This window comes from uncultured Salegentibacter sp. (assembly GCF_963972535.1).
GTDB lineage: Bacteria > Bacteroidota > Bacteroidia > Flavobacteriales > Flavobacteriaceae > Salegentibacter.
In genome coordinates this window covers 35,038-50,525 of the sequence record NZ_CAXAVR010000001.1, presented here as the reverse complement: position 1 = coordinate 50,525, position 15,488 = coordinate 35,038, and the positions used below count along the sequence as shown (strand labels likewise).

Genomic DNA, 15,488 nt, shown 5'->3' with positions numbered 1-15,488 from the left:
TTATTTTAAATCATTATAAAAACCCTGTTTCTCAGCAAATTTCTTAAAATACTGAAATTAATTTATCGTTTTTAATTTATAAAATTATTGTTTTTCAATAATTTAATGTAGGTTTGTTATCGCAAAACAATAATTACAGAAGAATGAAATCTTCAGAATGGCTTAAAAACATTTTTAGTGTTGCTTATTATTTAATGATTATAGGTTGGATACTTTTATTCGGCTTTTTACTTTATGCAATCTTTATTAGTCCAGGCGATATCCTGGAAATATTACACGATGCTGAAGAATTTAAAATCAAATCTAAAAATGCACTATACTCCTCTTTAACATATGAATTATTATCAAGTGCAGTTTGGATCTATATTCTGTATTTATTCAAGAATTTAATGAAAGATCTAATTTCTGGGCCATTATTCACGAAGCTTCAAATTGCAAGTTTTAAATTAATTGGTCAATTAATCATTTTAATAACTATTGTTGATGCAATATCCATATTTGTTTTCAAAGTTATATTTAAGGGTCGTATGGAGTTAAATTTTGATCTTTTCAATTTCTGGTTTGTGATAGGTATAGGCTTGTTTCTAATATTCCTATCCCAAATTTTTAATCAAGCCAGGGTTATGAAAGAAGAAAACGAGTTAACCGTTTAGCTATGCCTATTATTATAAACCTGGATAAAATCCTGGAAGAACGCCGTATGAAAAGCAATGAACTGGCTGATAAAATCGGGATTACCACGGCAAATCTTTCCATATTAAAAACAGGAAAAGCAAAAGCGGTTCGATTTTCTACTTTAGAGGCGATTTGTGAAGTTTTAGATTGCCAGCCGGGAGATATTTTAGAATACACCAAAAACTAAAAAAGCCGGGCAATTGCCCGGCTCTTCTTATATTAAATTTCCTGAAATTAATCAGCAAGTATAATGGCTTTATTGTCTTTCATTTCTAATACACCACCTTTAATGGTATAATAAAGAATGTTGCTGTTTGCAGAGTCTTTTCTAAATTCTTCAGAAAGCTCATCGTCTAATTCCTTATTAGAGGCAGCAAGTTGAATTTTAACTTCACCTTCCACCAATGTAGAAACTATAGGAGCGTGATTGTTCAACATTTGAAATTCCCCATCGTGACCGGGAACTTTTACCGCATCAACATCAGCTTTAAAAACTACAGCTTCAGGAGTTACTATTTCTAAGTACATATTTTTTAGTTTGTGTTTACAACATTCAGCAAAAAATATTTACCGAATACTGCTCACTGACCATTGTTTACTTTTTAATTAGTCTTCTTCAGCCAACATTTTCTCACCGGCCTCGATCGCTTCTTCAATGGTTCCTTTAAGGTTAAAGGCAGATTCCGGAAGGTGATCTAATTCCCCATCCATAATCATATTAAATCCTTTAATAGTTTCTTTAATATCAACCAAAACTCCTTTTAAACCGGTAAATTGTTCGGCTACGTGGAAAGGCTGTGAAAGGAAACGTTGCACACGTCTTGCACGAGATACAGCAAGCTTATCTTCTTCAGAAAGCTCTTCCATACCAAGAATAGCAATAATATCCTGCAACTCTTTGTAACGCTGTAAAAGCTCTTTTACTCGTTGTGCACACTTATAATGATCGTCACCTAAAATATCGGCAGTAAGAATTCTTGAAGTAGATTCTAATGGATCTACTGCAGGATAAATACCAAGCTCAGCAATTTTACGTGAAAGTACTGTTGTTGCATCCAGGTGGGCAAATGTTGTTGCCGGCGCCGGATCAGTAAGGTCATCCGCAGGTACGTAAACCGCCTGTACAGATGTAATAGATCCGTTTTTAGTTGAAGTAATACGCTCCTGCATCGCACCCATCTCTGTTGCCAAAGTTGGTTGATAACCTACCGCAGATGGCATACGCCCTAGAAGTGCAGATACCTCTGAACCTGCCTGAGTAAAACGGAAAATGTTATCTACGAAGAAAAGAACGTCTTTCCCCTGGCCTTCTCCAGCTCCATCACGAAAATACTCCGCAATTGTAAGTCCAGAAAGTGCTACTCGAGCACGTGCTCCAGGTGGTTCGTTCATTTGCCCGAAAACGAAAGTTGCTTTAGAATCTAACATAGCAGTTTTATCTACTTTTTTAAGATCCCAACCGCCTTCTTCCATAGATTCAGAAAAAGCGTCTCCATATTTTATAATACCAGATTCAAGCATTTCTCGAAGAAGGTCATTTCCTTCACGAGTACGCTCTCCTACTCCGGCAAATACCGAAAGACCACCGTGGCCTTTAGCGATATTGTTAATTAATTCCTGAATAAGTACGGTTTTACCAACACCGGCACCACCAAAAAGACCAATTTTACCACCTTTTGCATAAGGCTCAATAAGGTCAATTACTTTAATCCCGGTAAATAAAACTTCTGTAGAAACAGATAGGTCTTCAAATTTTGGTGCTTCCCTGTGGATAGACATCCCATCTTTTCCGGCCTTAGGCAAATTCCCAAGCCCGTCAATAGCATCACCTACCACGTTAAACAAACGGCCATAAACTTCTTTACCAACCGGCATTTGAATAGGCGCTCCAGTTGCTACTACTTCTACCCCGCGGCTTAAACCATCGGTAGAATCCATAGATACTGTTCTCACTGTTTCTTCACCAATGTGAGATTGCACTTCTAAAATTAGAAGGGAACCATCTTTTCTGGTGATTTCCAAAGAATCGTAGATTTTTGGCAATTCAGCATTCTCTGAGTCGAACACAACATCAACTACAGGGCCAATAATTTGGGCAACTTTACCTGTTACTTTAGACATTATTTAATTCTTTAATGTTTTCGTATTTAAAAATATCTGGAAATACTCAATGCAATAATTCACAATGTGTTAAAATAGCACAAGGGTATTTTCAGGCTGCAAAGATAGTTTTTTCTTAATAAAATCATACCTCTCTTAAAATAACTTTTTTGAAGCTTATTAAAGCAGGCAAAAATTCTTCTGAAAGTATTATTTTAAAAGAAAATCCCTCCTGAAAAAGCTTCAAAAGGGATTTTTATACTCTTATAATTTATTCTGAAAGTTTACTCAACTGTAACAGATTTGGCCAGGTTTCTTGGCTGATCTACATTCTTTTCAAGTAATACCGCAATATGGTATGACAATAACTGCAGTGGAATAGTTGTTAGAAGCGGTGTTAAAGGCTCTAAAGTTTCTGGCACTTCAATCACGTGATCGGCAAGGTCTCTCACCTCTTCGTCACCTTCAGTCACAATCGCGATAATTTTACCGCTTCTGGATTTAATTTCCTGGATATTGCTTACTACTTTTTCGTAATGTCCTTTTTTGGTTGCAATAACCACCACCGGCATTTCTTCATCTATAAGTGCAATTGGCCCGTGTTTCATTTCGGCAGCAGGATATCCTTCAGCGTGTATATAGGAAATCTCTTTTAATTTAAGAGCGCCTTCTAAAGCCACGGGGAAGTTAAATCCTCTACCTAAGTAAAGACAGTTCCTGGCATCTTTATAAATATCGGCGATCATTTTTATATGCTCATCACCTTCCAGTGCTTTTTCAATTTTTGCTGGAATACGTTCCATTTCCTGCAAATAGGTCATGAAATCTGTATTAGAGATCGTACCATTATGTTTTGCAAGTTTTAGCGCCATTAAGGTAAGCACCGTAATTTGTGTAGTAAAAGCTTTTGTTGAAGCTACCCCAATTTCAGGACCGGCGTGAGTATAAGCCCCGGCGTGAGTTTCCCTGGAAATAGAAGAACCTACCACGTTACAAACTCCAAAAGCAAATGCACCCTTTTCTTTAGCAAGTTTTATAGCCGCCATGGTATCGGCAGTTTCCCCACTTTGGGAGATTGCTATAATTACATCTTTTTCTGAAATAATAGGATTACGATACCTGAATTCTGAAGCATATTCTACTTCTACAGGAATTCTGGCAAGCTCCTCAAAAATATATTCGGCTACCAAACCGGCGTGCCAGCTGGTACCGCAGGCCACGATTAGAATTCGTTTTGCATTAGCAATACGCTCAAGGTTATCATCTACCCCGGCCATTCTTATTAAACCTTCATCAGGCAACATTCTACCGCGATAAGTATCTTTAATTGCAGTAGGTTGCTCGTGAATTTCTTTAAGCATAAAGTGATCGTAACCACCTTTTTCAATCTGCTCAAGATTTAATTGAAGCTCCTGAACATAGGGATCTACCAAAGTATCATCCTTAATCTTTCTAACCTTAACCTCTTTACCTCTTCTTACCACAGCCATTTCCCCGTCTTCCAGGTAAATTGCATTATTGGTATATTCAATAAAGGGAGAGGCATCTGAAGCGATAAAGAATTCATCTTCTCCAACTCCAATGGCAAGCGGACTCCCTAAACGGGCTACTACAATCTCGTCTGGCTTTGTTTTATTGTAAACCGCGATCGCATAGGCTCCAACAGTTTGGTTCAATGCAATTTGCACTGCTTTACCAAGCTTAACGCCTTCATTAATAATTACATCTTCTATAAGATTAACCAAAACCTCGGTATCAGTATCACTTTTAAAAGTATAACCACGAGTTTTTAACTCCTTTTTAAGCGCATCATAATTTTCTATAATTCCGTTATGAATAATTACAATATCTCCAGAATTTGAGTAATGCGGGTGAGAATTCACATCGTTTGGAACCCCGTGAGTTGCCCAACGAGTATGTCCAATAGCTACATTTCCATTGGTAGTAATCGTGTTTTCAAGTTTTTCTTTTAGATCGGCCACTTTCCCTTTGGTTTTACAAAGTTTAAGTTCCTTTCCATCATAAAGGGCAATCCCTGCACTATCGTACCCACGATATTCCAGTCTTTGGAGTCCTTTTAAGACAACGGGATAAGCATCCCTATGCCCAATATATCCTACAATTCCGCACATAGTATATTGGTGTTATTTAATTATTAATTTCAGTATAGTAAATTCTTAGTTTTAATCTTTTTTCTTCGTCGTTAGAAAGGTTACCGTGTAGTACAGTACCCTTTGGACTAATAATCCCCATCGCAGGATAGAATTTTACCGCTTCAGTATTCCTAACCGCCGCGTTATTGGTAATATTAATATTTTGAGTAATAGCAAGACCTAATCTCACATTATCTGCCTCTTCTTCAATAATATTGGAAACGTGCTGCGTAACATTTAGTTTATAACGCACCCCGTTTTCATCTTCATCAATTTCTAAAGGCGTAGAGAAAGAAGTAAGCGACGTAGACGGATTATTTTCATTGCCATCCTGCACAAAATTCCTCGCAAAACTATAATCGGCTATAATTCTATTATTATCCAAATCGTATAGATACAAACGAGATGGCTCATCAATACCGGCCACAAAATCCTGGCCAACATAGAACGTAAGATTCGCTTCGTTAATTAACCATTCGTTTTCTCTAAATGCTGCTATTTGTTCTTCACTTTCAAAAAGCTCAATCACTGCCATGGTTCCTTCCCCTCCATTAAGAAAGAGTTTTTCGGCTCCAGAATCTTCATTACTTTCTTCTATAGCCTGCAAAACATCTCCAGGATATTCGCCTTTAAAAGTATTTACAATGGTGCTTCCAAAACTAAGTTTATAACTTCTTGGATCTCTTATCGTTTCAGTATCACCGTCATCATTAGTAGTTTCTACTTCAGTAGTATAGAAAAGCTCAATTCCAGCATCACCAGCCTTAAGATTAAATAACATCATAGTCCCATCTTCAGCAGTTGCCTCGGCTTTAATGAACATTCCGCGTAAATAATTCTTGAAATTATTATTATTGCTAAGCACACTGGAACCTTCTTTATCAATAATTTTCTTTTCAAAATATTCTACCGGCAGTTTTATTCTTAAAGCGGGACCAGAAGTAATGGTATCCTGTTCATCTTCGTCGTTTTCTTCATAAGAAACGATGGCTTGAGAAGAAGGCACAAAATTGTCATTTTCATAGATAACATCACCAATTAGGTTCTCCTCAAATAATTCCTGCTGATCTGAATAATACTTTTGGCTATCCTGGAAATCGGCCTCGGGATCTAAAGTATTCAGAAAATAATTAGATTCCTGAAGTGAGATTTTTATGGGTGTATTTCCGTAAACGGAATCTAAAGCGTATTGAATATTCCCATCTTCGTCTAAATCTCCTTCGGTACTAAAATAAGGAATGGTTAAAACCACGCTATCAAGCTCTGGTTCTACCCCAAAAGTTGGGTTATTGGTAGGTAAAGAAAGCTGGCTGAGAATACTGGCTGTAGTTTGCCCGTAGATAGGGTGATTATAAACGCCAAGTAAATGATTGCTCAGGTTATTGGTTTGTACTGAATTTAGTTTTTTGCTGTAAGCGGTTACTTCAACTTCTTCCAGCTCAAGGTTACTCGGGTTTTCTATAATTTCACCGCCAACGGTGCTATATTCATCATCACAGCCCACAAAAGCAAAAACAACAACAAATAAAGTTGCTGTTTTGTACATCATTCTCATTAAATTCATTCGATAAAAATTTCTATTCAGATAAAACTTCGTTAGTGTAAAAATCCTGATAAGCCTGGCTAAATTCTTCCCTGTTTTTATATGGAAGTATTGGCTTATTAAGCCTGCCAATATATTTTGAAAGATCTTCAGGAAGGTCTTCGCCTGCAGTGATTATAGCATCTGAATGATCTGCCGCAAGCTTCATTAAATTAACGTAGTTTGGGGTTTTTAAATGCTTTATATCTTCTTTTTCCATCCCGTCATACAAAACTTTCTCCTGCATATCTTCATCTAACGTTCCTTCGAAGTCTTGATTGTATATTGAGGTAACTATTTTTGCTCCACTAAATAATGGCTCATTTCCATAATAGCGTCTAAGGTATAGCGGCAGCAAAGATGCCAGCCAGCCATGAACGTGAATAATATCGGGAGACCAGTTTAATTTCTTAACGGTTTCTATTACTCCTTTGGCAAAAAAGATGGCTCGTTCGTCGTTGTCGTCAAACATATTGCCTTCTTCATCGGTAAGAGTAGCTTTTCTTTTAAAATAATCTTCGTTATCTATAAAGTAAACCTGCATTCTTTCCTTTGGGATCGAAGCCACTTTAATTATTAACGGCATATCCAGGTCATTAATCACCAAATTCATCCCCGAGAGCCTTATCACTTCGTGTAGCTGGTGGCGACGTTCGTTGATGTTACCAAACCGGGGCATAAAAATTCTAATTTGCCCTCCAATATTATTTACCATTTTTGCGGCTTCAAAAGACGTGGATGATATTTCGGTTTCAGGCAGGTAAGGAATAACTTCAGATGATACGTACAATATCCTCTTATCTTTCATAAATTGATTGCTTTAATTGCGATTGCGAACAAAAAACACGCAAAATTACAAAAATTTATGCAGATTGCTGGTAATATATTAAGTTTGCACGCTGTTAATTTTATAATAAAATGCAGGTTTTCAAAGAAAAAACCCCTTTAAAAGCGGCCATTAATGCCGAAAAATCCAAAGCCAAAATCATTGGCTTAGTCCCTACAATGGGTGCTCTACACCACGGGCATTTATCTTTAGTGAAACAGGCTTTAGAAAGTTGTGACCGGGTGATTATCAGCATCTTTGTTAACCCAACTCAATTTGACAATCCTGCAGATCTTGAGAAATATCCACGCACTTTAGACGAAGACATTAAGCTCCTTGAAGAGGCCAGTGACCACCTCTGGATTTTTGCTCCCACCGCTAACGAATTATATGGCGAAAATATAAGTTCTGAACAGTTTAATTTTGACGGTTTGGAGCAGGTAATGGAGGGAAAATACCGAAACGGACATTTTGACGGGGTAGGAACAATTGTAAAAAGACTATTTACAATAGTAGAGCCACACAAAGCTTTTTTTGGAGAAAAAGACTTTCAGCAATTGCAAATTGTTAGGAAATTAACCGAAAAAGCAGAGCTTCCGGTAGAAATTATTGGCTGTCCCATTTTACGGGAAGATAACGGTTTGGCAAGAAGTTCACGTAATGAAAGATTAGATAAAGAGCAACGAGAAGAAGCTTCGTTTATTTACCAGACCCTTCTTAAAACCAGGGAACTATTTGGCACAAAAAGTGCAGATTATATACACAACTGGGTAAAAGAACAATTTAAAAATCATCCCGTTCTGGAATTGGAATATTTTGAAATTGCAAATACCCAAACTTTAAAAAAAATTAACCGAAAAAGAAAAGGTCATAATTACCGCGCTTTTATAGCGGCTTATGCCGGCGATATTAGGCTTATAGATAATATCGCTTTAAACAACGAAGAATAATCTATGCAAGTTCACGTAGTAAAATCAAAAATTCATAGAGTAAAAGTTACAGGCGCCGATTTAAATTATATTGGAAGCATCACTATAGATGAAGATCTTATGGAAGCTGCAAATATTATTGAAGGCGAAAAAGTTCAAATTGTAAATAATAACAATGGTGAACGTTTAGAAACTTACGTAATTCCCGGGCCAAGAAATTCTGGCGAAATTACTTTAAACGGTGCTGCAGCAAGAAAAGTGGCTAAAGGCGATATTTTAATTCTTATCGCATATGCGATTATGGATTTTGAAGAAGCGAAAGCTTTTAAACCCTCCCTGGTTTTCCCAAACGAAGAAACCAATCTCTTGAGTTAATCAGGTGAAAAAAAAGATAATTAAAATACTTAAAATCGTACTCCCATTATTATTGGGAGTTTTTTTAATCTGGTATTCTCTTAAAAGTGCCACCCCACAGGAACGGCAGGAATTATGGGAAAATATTTCAACGGCCAATCCCTGGTTTTTACTACTCTCCATGCTTTTTGGAGGCCTTTCTCACCTGTCCAGGGCATATAGGTGGAAATTCATGCTGGAACCCCTGGGCTACAAACCTAAATTAGCCAATAGTTTTATGGCGGTAATGGCCGGCTACCTGGCTAACTTTGGAATTCCAAGATCTGGTGAGGTGCTTAGAGCCGCCAGCCTTTCTTCTTATGAGAAAGTTCCTTTTGAAAAAGCTTTCGGGACCATTATTTCTGAAAGAATAGCCGATGTTATCGTGATGCTTAGCATTACAGCCATCACTTTATTTCTTCAAACCGAACACCTTCTCGCTTATTTTAGAGCCAACGAAATCAATCCGTTATTTAGCCTGGGAATTCTTTTAGCCCTGGTATTATTAGGAGTTCTAGGACTTCAAATTATTAAAAGATCTCAACTTCCGTTCCTGGTACGCATTAAGAAAATGGCTTATGGGCTTTTAGAAGGAATGCGCAGTATTTTGAAAATGAAACAAAAATGGGCTTTTATCTTTCATACCCTTTTCATTTGGTTCATGTATATTTTAATGTTTTATGTTATTGTATTTTCAATACCAGGATTAGGAAATACTGAATTTTCAATAATCATGGCTGCTTTTGTAGTAGGTTCTTTTGCCATTTCTGCAACAAATGGCGGAATTGGCGTTTATCCTGTAGCTATTGGCGCAATTTTGATGCTTTTTGGCATTTCCAAACAAAGTGGCGAAGCATTTGGCTGGCTCACCTGGGGTACGCAAACCCTAATGGTGCTCATCTTAGGCGGATTATCCTTTATATTTCTTCCCATTTTCAACCGTCAAAAATAATATATATCTTGTGTAGGTTAAACAAAACCTAACACCTATGGTAAAAAAATTACTCATTTTTGTGCTGCTAGTGGCGCCGCTACTAAGCTCAGCACAAACTCTTTACGAAACGATTTCTTCCGAAAAGCTCGGTGAAACAAGAGAAATCAAGATTCAACTCCCACGAAACTACGAGGAAAATACCGAAAAAACATATCCGGTAATTCTTGTGTTAGATGGTGACTACCTGTTTGAGCCTATGGCAGGTAATGTAGACTATGCTTCCTACTGGGAAGATGCGCCCGAAATGATTGTGGTTGGCATTAACCAGAGCAAAACCCGTATGGACGATGCTTATTATGACGAGCGAAATTTTCTTCCGGCAGATAAAGGCGCAGCCTTTTTTGAGTTCCTGGGAATGGAGCTTATGCAGCACCTGGATAATAAATATCGAACTGCAGATTTCAGGGTGATTGCCGGCCACGATTATACCGCAAATTTTATCAATTATTATTTACTAAAACCCGATCCTATTTTTGATGGCTATATCAATCTTAGCCCAGATTTAGCGCCTCCAATGGCAGATCGCATCAGCAGTAATTTAGCTAAATCTGAAACTAAAAAATGGATTTATCTGGCTACGGGAACATCAGATATTCCACAATTAAAAAAGGGAATTGAAGATCTAAACTCCCAGCTTGCGGCAATAGAAAACGATTTGGTAACTTATAAGTTCGATAATTTTGATAATGCCACGCACTATTCACTGGTAGGAAAAGCAATACCCTCTGCCTTAGAAAGCATGTTTAGCGTTTACCGGCCTATTAGCCAAAAAGATTATAACGAACTTTTATTGCAAACTTCGGTGTCTTCTGTTAAGTTTTTAACTGATAAATATGAGAGCATTAATGAGCTTTTTAATATTCAGAAAAAAATAAGATTAGAAGATTTTATGGCCGTTCATAACGCGATAGAAAAAACCCGTAGATGGGATGATTATAAAGAATTAAGCAAATTAGCTTACGATAATTATCCGGGCACTATGCTGGGAACTTTTTTTGAAGCCCGTTATGAAGAAGAAACCGGCAATCCTAAAAAAGCAATGCGCACCTATCAAAATGCTTACGGACAGGAAAAAATTGCATTCTTAGATACCGATTTTATGCTGGCAAAAGCTGATGCAATTAAAAAAGATTTCGGTTATTAGCGGGAAAAATCAAAGCTAAATGGCCAAGGTTAAATCAACGTTTTATTGCCAGAATTGTGGCAGCCAATATGCAAAGTGGCAGGGCAAATGCAGCGCTTGTGGAGAATGGAATACTATTGCTGAAGAAATTGTAGAAAAACCCGATGCAAAAGATTGGAAATCTCCTAGCGAACGCGAAGCTAAGCGTACCGCCAAGCCATTAAAAATAGCTGAAATTGAAAATAGTCCTCAAAACCGATGGCATACCGGCAATAATGAGCTGGATCGTGTTTTAGGCGGCGGACTTGTTCCGGGATCGCTCACCCTACTGGGCGGTGAACCGGGCATAGGAAAAAGTACACTTCTCCTTCAAATCTCACTTCAATTAAACTACAAAGTTTTATACGTTTCGGGCGAAGAAAGTCAGCAGCAAATAAAAATGCGTGCAGAACGCATCAATCCCGTTGCTGCCAATTGCTATATTCTTACCGAAACCAAAACTCAAAATATCTTCAGGCAAATTGAAGCTATTGAGCCTGAAGTAATTATTATAGACTCCATACAAACCCTACACAGCGATTATATTGAAAGTGCGCCGGGGAGTATTTCCCAAATTAGGGAATGTACCGCAGAACTTATAAAATTCGCCAAAGAAACCAATACTCCGGTTATTTTAATTGGCCATATTACAAAAGAAGGAAGCATTGCCGGCCCAAAAGTGCTGGAGCATATGGTTGATACCGTTTTGCAGTTTGAAGGCGACAGAAACCACGTATATCGAATTCTAAGAGCCCATAAAAACCGTTTTGGTTCTACCCACGAGCTGGGAATTTACGAAATGCAGGGCAGCGGACTACGGGAAGTAAGTAATCCTTCTGAAATCCTCATTTCCAAAAATGACGAAGATCTAAGCGGAACAGCAATTTCAGCCACGCTGGAAGGAATGCGCCCGCTTATGATAGAAATTCAGGCGCTGGTTAGCACAGCTGTTTATGGAACTCCACAACGTTCTGCCACCGGTTATAATGTAAAAAGACTGAATATGTTATTGGCGGTTTTAGAAAAGCGAGCCGGTTTTAGATTAGGCGCCAAAGATGTTTTCCTAAATATTACAGGTGGAATTAGTGTAGACGATCCCGCAATAGACCTGGCCGTCATTGCTGCGATCCTTTCTTCCAATGAAGATATCTCTATTCCAAAAGATATTTGTTTTGCTGCAGAAGTTGGACTTGCCGGTGAAATTAGACCTGTGACCCGCGTAGAACAGCGCATTATTGAAGCCGAAAAACTTGGTTTTGCTTCAATTTTGGTTTCCAAACAAAGCAAGATCCCAAAAAATAACTTCAATATTAACGTAGTGAAAGTGGCGAAAATTGAGGATGTTGTAAGCCATTTGTTTGGGTAATAAAAAAATAGAATGCTGAAAAAATAGCATCTTAATCTGGCATAATTACTGCTTTAAATTGCACGGAAACGCAAGACTATGAAGCAGATAAAAAGTTTAAGCTTATTTCTTATTTTAATAATTTCGGGATGTTCGCAAATCAATAAAGCCTCCGATTTTATTACCAATCCAACCGCAAAAGAACAGTATAAACGAGATTTTAAAGTTTCAGATGAATTGTTCTCCATTTGGGAAAATTCGGTTGAAACCGTTTTTAAGGATAGTGTAAGTGTAAACCTTCCTTACGCCGAAACCGGTAAATTCTTTCCTAAAAGTTTTTCAGTCTATTCTTATGAAATCCAACTCCAACCCGGTGAAGTCTTTAACTTAAAAGTAGAAACCGATTCTACAAAACAATTGGTTTTTATTGAGATTTTTGAAAAAACCGCTGATACAATCAATAAATTTGAAAAAGTCAAATCTTCAGATTTTCAAAAGAAAACTTTAAGTTTTGAAGCTGAAAAAACAGCGACATACAAAGTGGTAATCCAGCCAGAAATTGAAGCCTCCACTCCATTTGCGTTTAAAATGGAGAAAAGTCCTGCTTATTTATTTCCGGTAGCTTCTGGAGTCAATACCAACGTACAAAGTTACTGGGGAGACAATCGCGATGGTGGTGCAAGAAGCCACGAAGGCATTGATATTTTCGCAGAAAGAGGAACACCTGTGGTAGCGGCTACAAACGGTAGTATTGGCTATACCGGCGAAAAAGGCCTTGGCGGCAAACAGGTTTGGCTACGAGACCGGAAGCGCAACCAGTCGCTTTATTATGCGCATTTAGATAGTATTGCAAATATTACCGGAAGTGTAAAAAGAGGCGATACTTTGGGTTTTGTGGGCAATACAGGAAATGCCAGAACCACGCCACCACACCTTCATTTTGGTATTTACAAAAGTTACCGTGGCGCGATAAATCCGCTATATTTTGTTTACCAGGCCAATTCACTGCAAACCGAACCCGAGAAATTAGATAGTATTCCGCTCAAATTGATTGTACAGAGTAGCAAAGCCAATCTTAGAAATAAGCCAACCACGTCAAATTCCAGGATTCTAAATACTTTAAAAGCTCAGGATACGCTTCAGTTCTTAGGAAAAACCAGTGAGTGGTTTCACGTAAGAACCTCAGCGAATAAAGCCTCTTTTATCCATAAAAGTTTGGTTACACCAATAGCCCCCTAACCCCCGAAGGGGGAATTAATCAGATTTTTATGGCGCAGGATTAGGATAAGCTTCGTGAACTTTATTGATCTCTTCTAAAACTTCTTCTGAAAGCTTTACCTCTATACTACCAATATTTTCTTCTAATTGTTTAATGGAAGTTGCACCAATAATATTACTGGTCACAAAGGGTCGCGTATTCACAAAAGCCAGCGACATTTGCGCAAAATTCAAATTATACTTTTTAGCAATTTCTGCATAAGCTTTGGTGGCCTTTACCGCCTGCTCATTTGAATATCTTTTATACTGCGGAAACAAACCTAATCTTGAATTTTCCTGAATTCCGTCTAAATGTTTTCCACTTAAAGTTCCCATTCCTAATGGGGAATAAGGAAATAAACCCACATTTTCACGATGAAGAATTTCAGTTAAGCCAATTTCATCCTTTCTATTCAATAAATTATACGGGTTTTGTATCGTGATCATTTTTGGAAGATCGTGCTTTCTGCTTTCTTCCAGAAAACGGGAAAGTCCGTAAGGCGTTTCATTAGACAAACCAACCTGCCTTATTTTTCCTTCTTTTACAAACTCATTTAAAGTTTCAAGTACTTCCTGGAAATTTTCTTCCCATTTTTCCTCTTCATCGTGCTCGTAACCTAATTTCCCAAAGAAATTGGTATTTCTTTCCGGCCAGTGAAGTTGATAAAGATCTATATAATCGGTTTGTAATCTCTTCAGGCTTTTATGCAGAGCATCGGTTATAGCTTCCTTAGAAAATCCAAGATTATCCCGAATATGCTCCATAGAATTTCCGGGACCAACTACTTTAGAAGTCAGGATTACATCTTCCCTCTTTCCCGATTTTTTAAACCAGGTACCAATAATTTTTTCGGTACTGCCCTGGGTTTCGGCTTTTCCGGGTATAGAATACATCTCGGCCGTGTCAAGGAAATTTACACCTTTTTCAAGGGCAAATTCAATTTGTTCGTGGCCTTCGGCTTCTGTATTCTGTTCGCCCCAGGTCATTGTTCCCAGGCAAATTTTACTAACTTTTATATCGGTGTTCGGGAGTGTGGTATATTTCATTTATTATATTTCTGCATCGTTATTATTCTTCATTCAGCAATTTAGTAACCTCATCTAATTTTGGTGTTAAAATCACCTCAATTCTTCGGTTTTTTGCTTTTCCTTCAGCAGTTTCATTTGTTGCGATTGGTGCATATTCCCCACGCCCGGCTGCGGTTAAATTCTGCGGATCTATATTATTATTTTCTTTCAAAATTTGAACTATTGAAGTCGCTCTTTTTGTTGAAAGATCCCAGTTATCATTTAAAGGTCCACTTCCGCCATAAGGTACATTATCGGTATGCCCTTCAATCAAAACCGCGATATCGGGATTTTCTGCTAAAACCTGACCTAATTGTTGCACGGCCTGTCTTCCTTCAGCATTTACAGCCCAACTTCCAGAGCTAAATAATAATTTATTCTCCATAGAAACATAAACTTTACCGTCACGTTGCTCTACCGTTAAACCTTTGCCTTCAAAATTGGTTAAAGCCTTTGAAATTGCATCTTTTAAAGCGTTCATTTTAGCATCTTTGGCTGCGATTAATTCTTCCAGCTCGTTTACCCTTCTGGAACGTGCATCAAGATCACGTTGTAATTTATCTAACCTTGTTTGCTCCTTTACCAACGCCTGTTCTTTTTCTTCTAATTCAGCTAAAAGTTGACGGTTTTGCCGTGAATTTTCTGCAATCGCTGCCGAGCTGTTTTCCTCTAAGGCATCGTAAGAATTTTTAAGGGTTGCATAGTTCTTTCTAGAGCTTTCCAACTCATCTTTTAGTCGATCCCTTTCAGCAGTAGCTGCAGCATAATCCTTTTTTAATGCTGAATATTCTTCATCTAAATTTCGATATTTATCGAGTTCAGATTGTGTATTTCGGTTTTCGCGTTTTAAATCGGCGTGCCTGCCTTCGAGTTCTTCATATTTTTTTGAGGACACACAGGAGGTCATAATAAGAACTGCTGAAACTGCTAAAACAAGTATTTTTTTCATTTTTATAATTTTAAGTTCAATTATCTTCTAATTTACCGTCATTGCGAGCCAGATA

Annotated in this window: 15 protein-coding genes; 8 read left to right on the top strand and 7 right to left on the bottom strand. The window is 37.7% G+C overall.

Annotated features, from left to right (window positions below; genetic code table 11):
• The first annotated feature begins 143 nt into the window (after positions 1–143).
• Positions 144–653, top strand: coding sequence for a DUF2975 domain-containing protein (locus AACZ30_RS00235; protein WP_339646496.1), 510 nt, complete (start codon positions 144–146; stop codon positions 651–653).
• A gap of 2 nt (positions 654–655) precedes the next feature.
• Positions 656–862 (top strand): helix-turn-helix transcriptional regulator, encoded by a 207-nt coding sequence (locus AACZ30_RS00230; protein ID WP_339646493.1) that lies wholly within the window; start codon positions 656–658, stop codon positions 860–862.
• A 47-nt stretch (positions 863–909) separates the two neighbouring features.
• Here AACZ30_RS00230 and AACZ30_RS00225 read toward each other — a convergent pair whose 3' ends face one another.
• The 5 genes from AACZ30_RS00225 to AACZ30_RS00205 form a co-directional block, all read right to left on the bottom strand.
• A complete protein-coding gene (locus tag AACZ30_RS00225) occupies positions 910–1,203 on the bottom strand; it encodes a F0F1 ATP synthase subunit epsilon (RefSeq protein ID WP_079711239.1) in 294 nt (97 codons plus the stop codon).
• A gap of 78 nt (positions 1,204–1,281) precedes the next feature.
• A complete protein-coding gene (atpD, locus tag AACZ30_RS00220) occupies positions 1,282–2,796 on the bottom strand; it encodes a F0F1 ATP synthase subunit beta (protein ID WP_339646479.1) in 1,515 nt (504 codons plus the stop codon).
• A gap of 263 nt (positions 2,797–3,059) precedes the next feature.
• A complete protein-coding gene (gene glmS, locus AACZ30_RS00215) occupies positions 3,060–4,907 on the bottom strand; it encodes a glutamine--fructose-6-phosphate transaminase (isomerizing) (protein ID WP_339646477.1) in 1,848 nt (615 codons plus the stop codon).
• A gap of 16 nt (positions 4,908–4,923) precedes the next feature.
• On the bottom strand, positions 4,924–6,492 hold the full coding sequence (locus tag AACZ30_RS00210; RefSeq protein ID WP_339646474.1) for a DUF4270 domain-containing protein: 1,569 nt from the start codon (positions 6,490–6,492) through the stop codon (positions 4,924–4,926).
• A 13-nt stretch (positions 6,493–6,505) separates the two neighbouring features.
• Positions 6,506–7,318, bottom strand: a complete 813-nt coding sequence (locus AACZ30_RS00205; RefSeq protein WP_075325576.1) for a glycogen/starch synthase — start codon at positions 7,316–7,318, stop codon at positions 6,506–6,508.
• A 110-nt stretch (positions 7,319–7,428) separates the two neighbouring features.
• Between AACZ30_RS00205 and panC the strand changes: the two genes are divergently transcribed.
• The 6 genes from panC (at position 7,429) to AACZ30_RS00175 (ending at position 13,398) form a co-directional block, all read left to right on the top strand.
• A complete protein-coding gene (panC, locus tag AACZ30_RS00200; RefSeq protein WP_075325575.1) occupies positions 7,429–8,286 on the top strand; it encodes a pantoate--beta-alanine ligase in 858 nt (285 codons plus the stop codon).
• A 3-nt stretch (positions 8,287–8,289) separates the two neighbouring features.
• Positions 8,290–8,640 carry an aspartate 1-decarboxylase gene (gene panD, locus AACZ30_RS00195; RefSeq protein ID WP_075325574.1) on the top strand — a complete coding sequence of 117 codons (351 nt, stop codon included), beginning with the start codon at positions 8,290–8,292 and terminating at the stop codon, positions 8,638–8,640.
• A gap of 4 nt (positions 8,641–8,644) precedes the next feature.
• Positions 8,645–9,610 (top strand): lysylphosphatidylglycerol synthase transmembrane domain-containing protein, encoded by a 966-nt coding sequence (locus tag AACZ30_RS00190; RefSeq protein WP_075325573.1) that lies wholly within the window; start codon positions 8,645–8,647, stop codon positions 9,608–9,610.
• A 37-nt stretch (positions 9,611–9,647) separates the two neighbouring features.
• A complete protein-coding gene (locus AACZ30_RS00185; protein WP_339646463.1) occupies positions 9,648–10,796 on the top strand; it encodes an alpha/beta hydrolase-fold protein in 1,149 nt (382 codons plus the stop codon).
• A 19-nt stretch (positions 10,797–10,815) separates the two neighbouring features.
• On the top strand, positions 10,816–12,180 hold the full coding sequence (gene radA, locus AACZ30_RS00180; RefSeq protein WP_075325571.1) for a DNA repair protein RadA: 1,365 nt from the start codon (positions 10,816–10,818) through the stop codon (positions 12,178–12,180).
• 78 nt (positions 12,181–12,258) lie between these two features.
• Entirely contained in the window at positions 12,259–13,398 is a 1,140-nt protein-coding gene (locus tag AACZ30_RS00175) for a M23 family metallopeptidase (RefSeq protein WP_339646457.1), read from the top strand.
• A 27-nt stretch (positions 13,399–13,425) separates the two neighbouring features.
• Here the strand turns inward: AACZ30_RS00175 and AACZ30_RS00170 are convergent, their stop codons facing one another.
• Both AACZ30_RS00170 and AACZ30_RS00165 read right to left on the bottom strand, forming a co-directional pair.
• A complete protein-coding gene (locus tag AACZ30_RS00170; RefSeq protein WP_339646454.1) occupies positions 13,426–14,463 on the bottom strand; it encodes an NADP(H)-dependent aldo-keto reductase in 1,038 nt (345 codons plus the stop codon).
• Between the two features lie 22 nt (positions 14,464–14,485).
• Positions 14,486–15,433, bottom strand: a complete 948-nt coding sequence (locus AACZ30_RS00165) for an OmpA family protein (RefSeq protein WP_075325568.1) — start codon at positions 15,431–15,433, stop codon at positions 14,486–14,488.
• Between the last annotated feature and the right edge of the window lie 55 nt (positions 15,434–15,488).

Coding starts and splice junctions, on each gene's coding strand:
- AACZ30_RS00230 (WP_339646493.1), top strand. CDS start 656: ATGCCTATTATTATAAACCTGGATAAAATCCTGGAAGAACGCCGTATG.
- AACZ30_RS00235 (WP_339646496.1), top strand. CDS start 144: ATGAAATCTTCAGAATGGCTTAAAAACATTTTTAGTGTTGCTTATTAT.
- panD (WP_075325574.1), top strand. CDS start 8,290: ATGCAAGTTCACGTAGTAAAATCAAAAATTCATAGAGTAAAAGTTACA.
- AACZ30_RS00210 (WP_339646474.1), bottom strand. CDS start 6,492: ATGAATTTAATGAGAATGATGTACAAAACAGCAACTTTATTTGTTGTT.
- glmS (WP_339646477.1), bottom strand. CDS start 4,907: ATGTGCGGAATTGTAGGATATATTGGGCATAGGGATGCTTATCCCGTT.
- AACZ30_RS00170 (WP_339646454.1), bottom strand. CDS start 14,463: ATGAAATATACCACACTCCCGAACACCGATATAAAAGTTAGTAAAATT.
- AACZ30_RS00165 (WP_075325568.1), bottom strand. CDS start 15,433: ATGAAAAAAATACTTGTTTTAGCAGTTTCAGCAGTTCTTATTATGACC.
- AACZ30_RS00175 (WP_339646457.1), top strand. CDS start 12,259: ATGAAGCAGATAAAAAGTTTAAGCTTATTTCTTATTTTAATAATTTCG.
- AACZ30_RS00225 (WP_079711239.1), bottom strand. CDS start 1,203: ATGTACTTAGAAATAGTAACTCCTGAAGCTGTAGTTTTTAAAGCTGAT.
- atpD (WP_339646479.1), bottom strand. CDS start 2,796: ATGTCTAAAGTAACAGGTAAAGTTGCCCAAATTATTGGCCCTGTAGTT.
- AACZ30_RS00205 (WP_075325576.1), bottom strand. CDS start 7,318: ATGAAAGATAAGAGGATATTGTACGTATCATCTGAAGTTATTCCTTAC.
- radA (WP_075325571.1), top strand. CDS start 10,816: ATGGCCAAGGTTAAATCAACGTTTTATTGCCAGAATTGTGGCAGCCAA.
- panC (WP_075325575.1), top strand. CDS start 7,429: ATGCAGGTTTTCAAAGAAAAAACCCCTTTAAAAGCGGCCATTAATGCC.
- AACZ30_RS00185 (WP_339646463.1), top strand. CDS start 9,648: ATGGTAAAAAAATTACTCATTTTTGTGCTGCTAGTGGCGCCGCTACTA.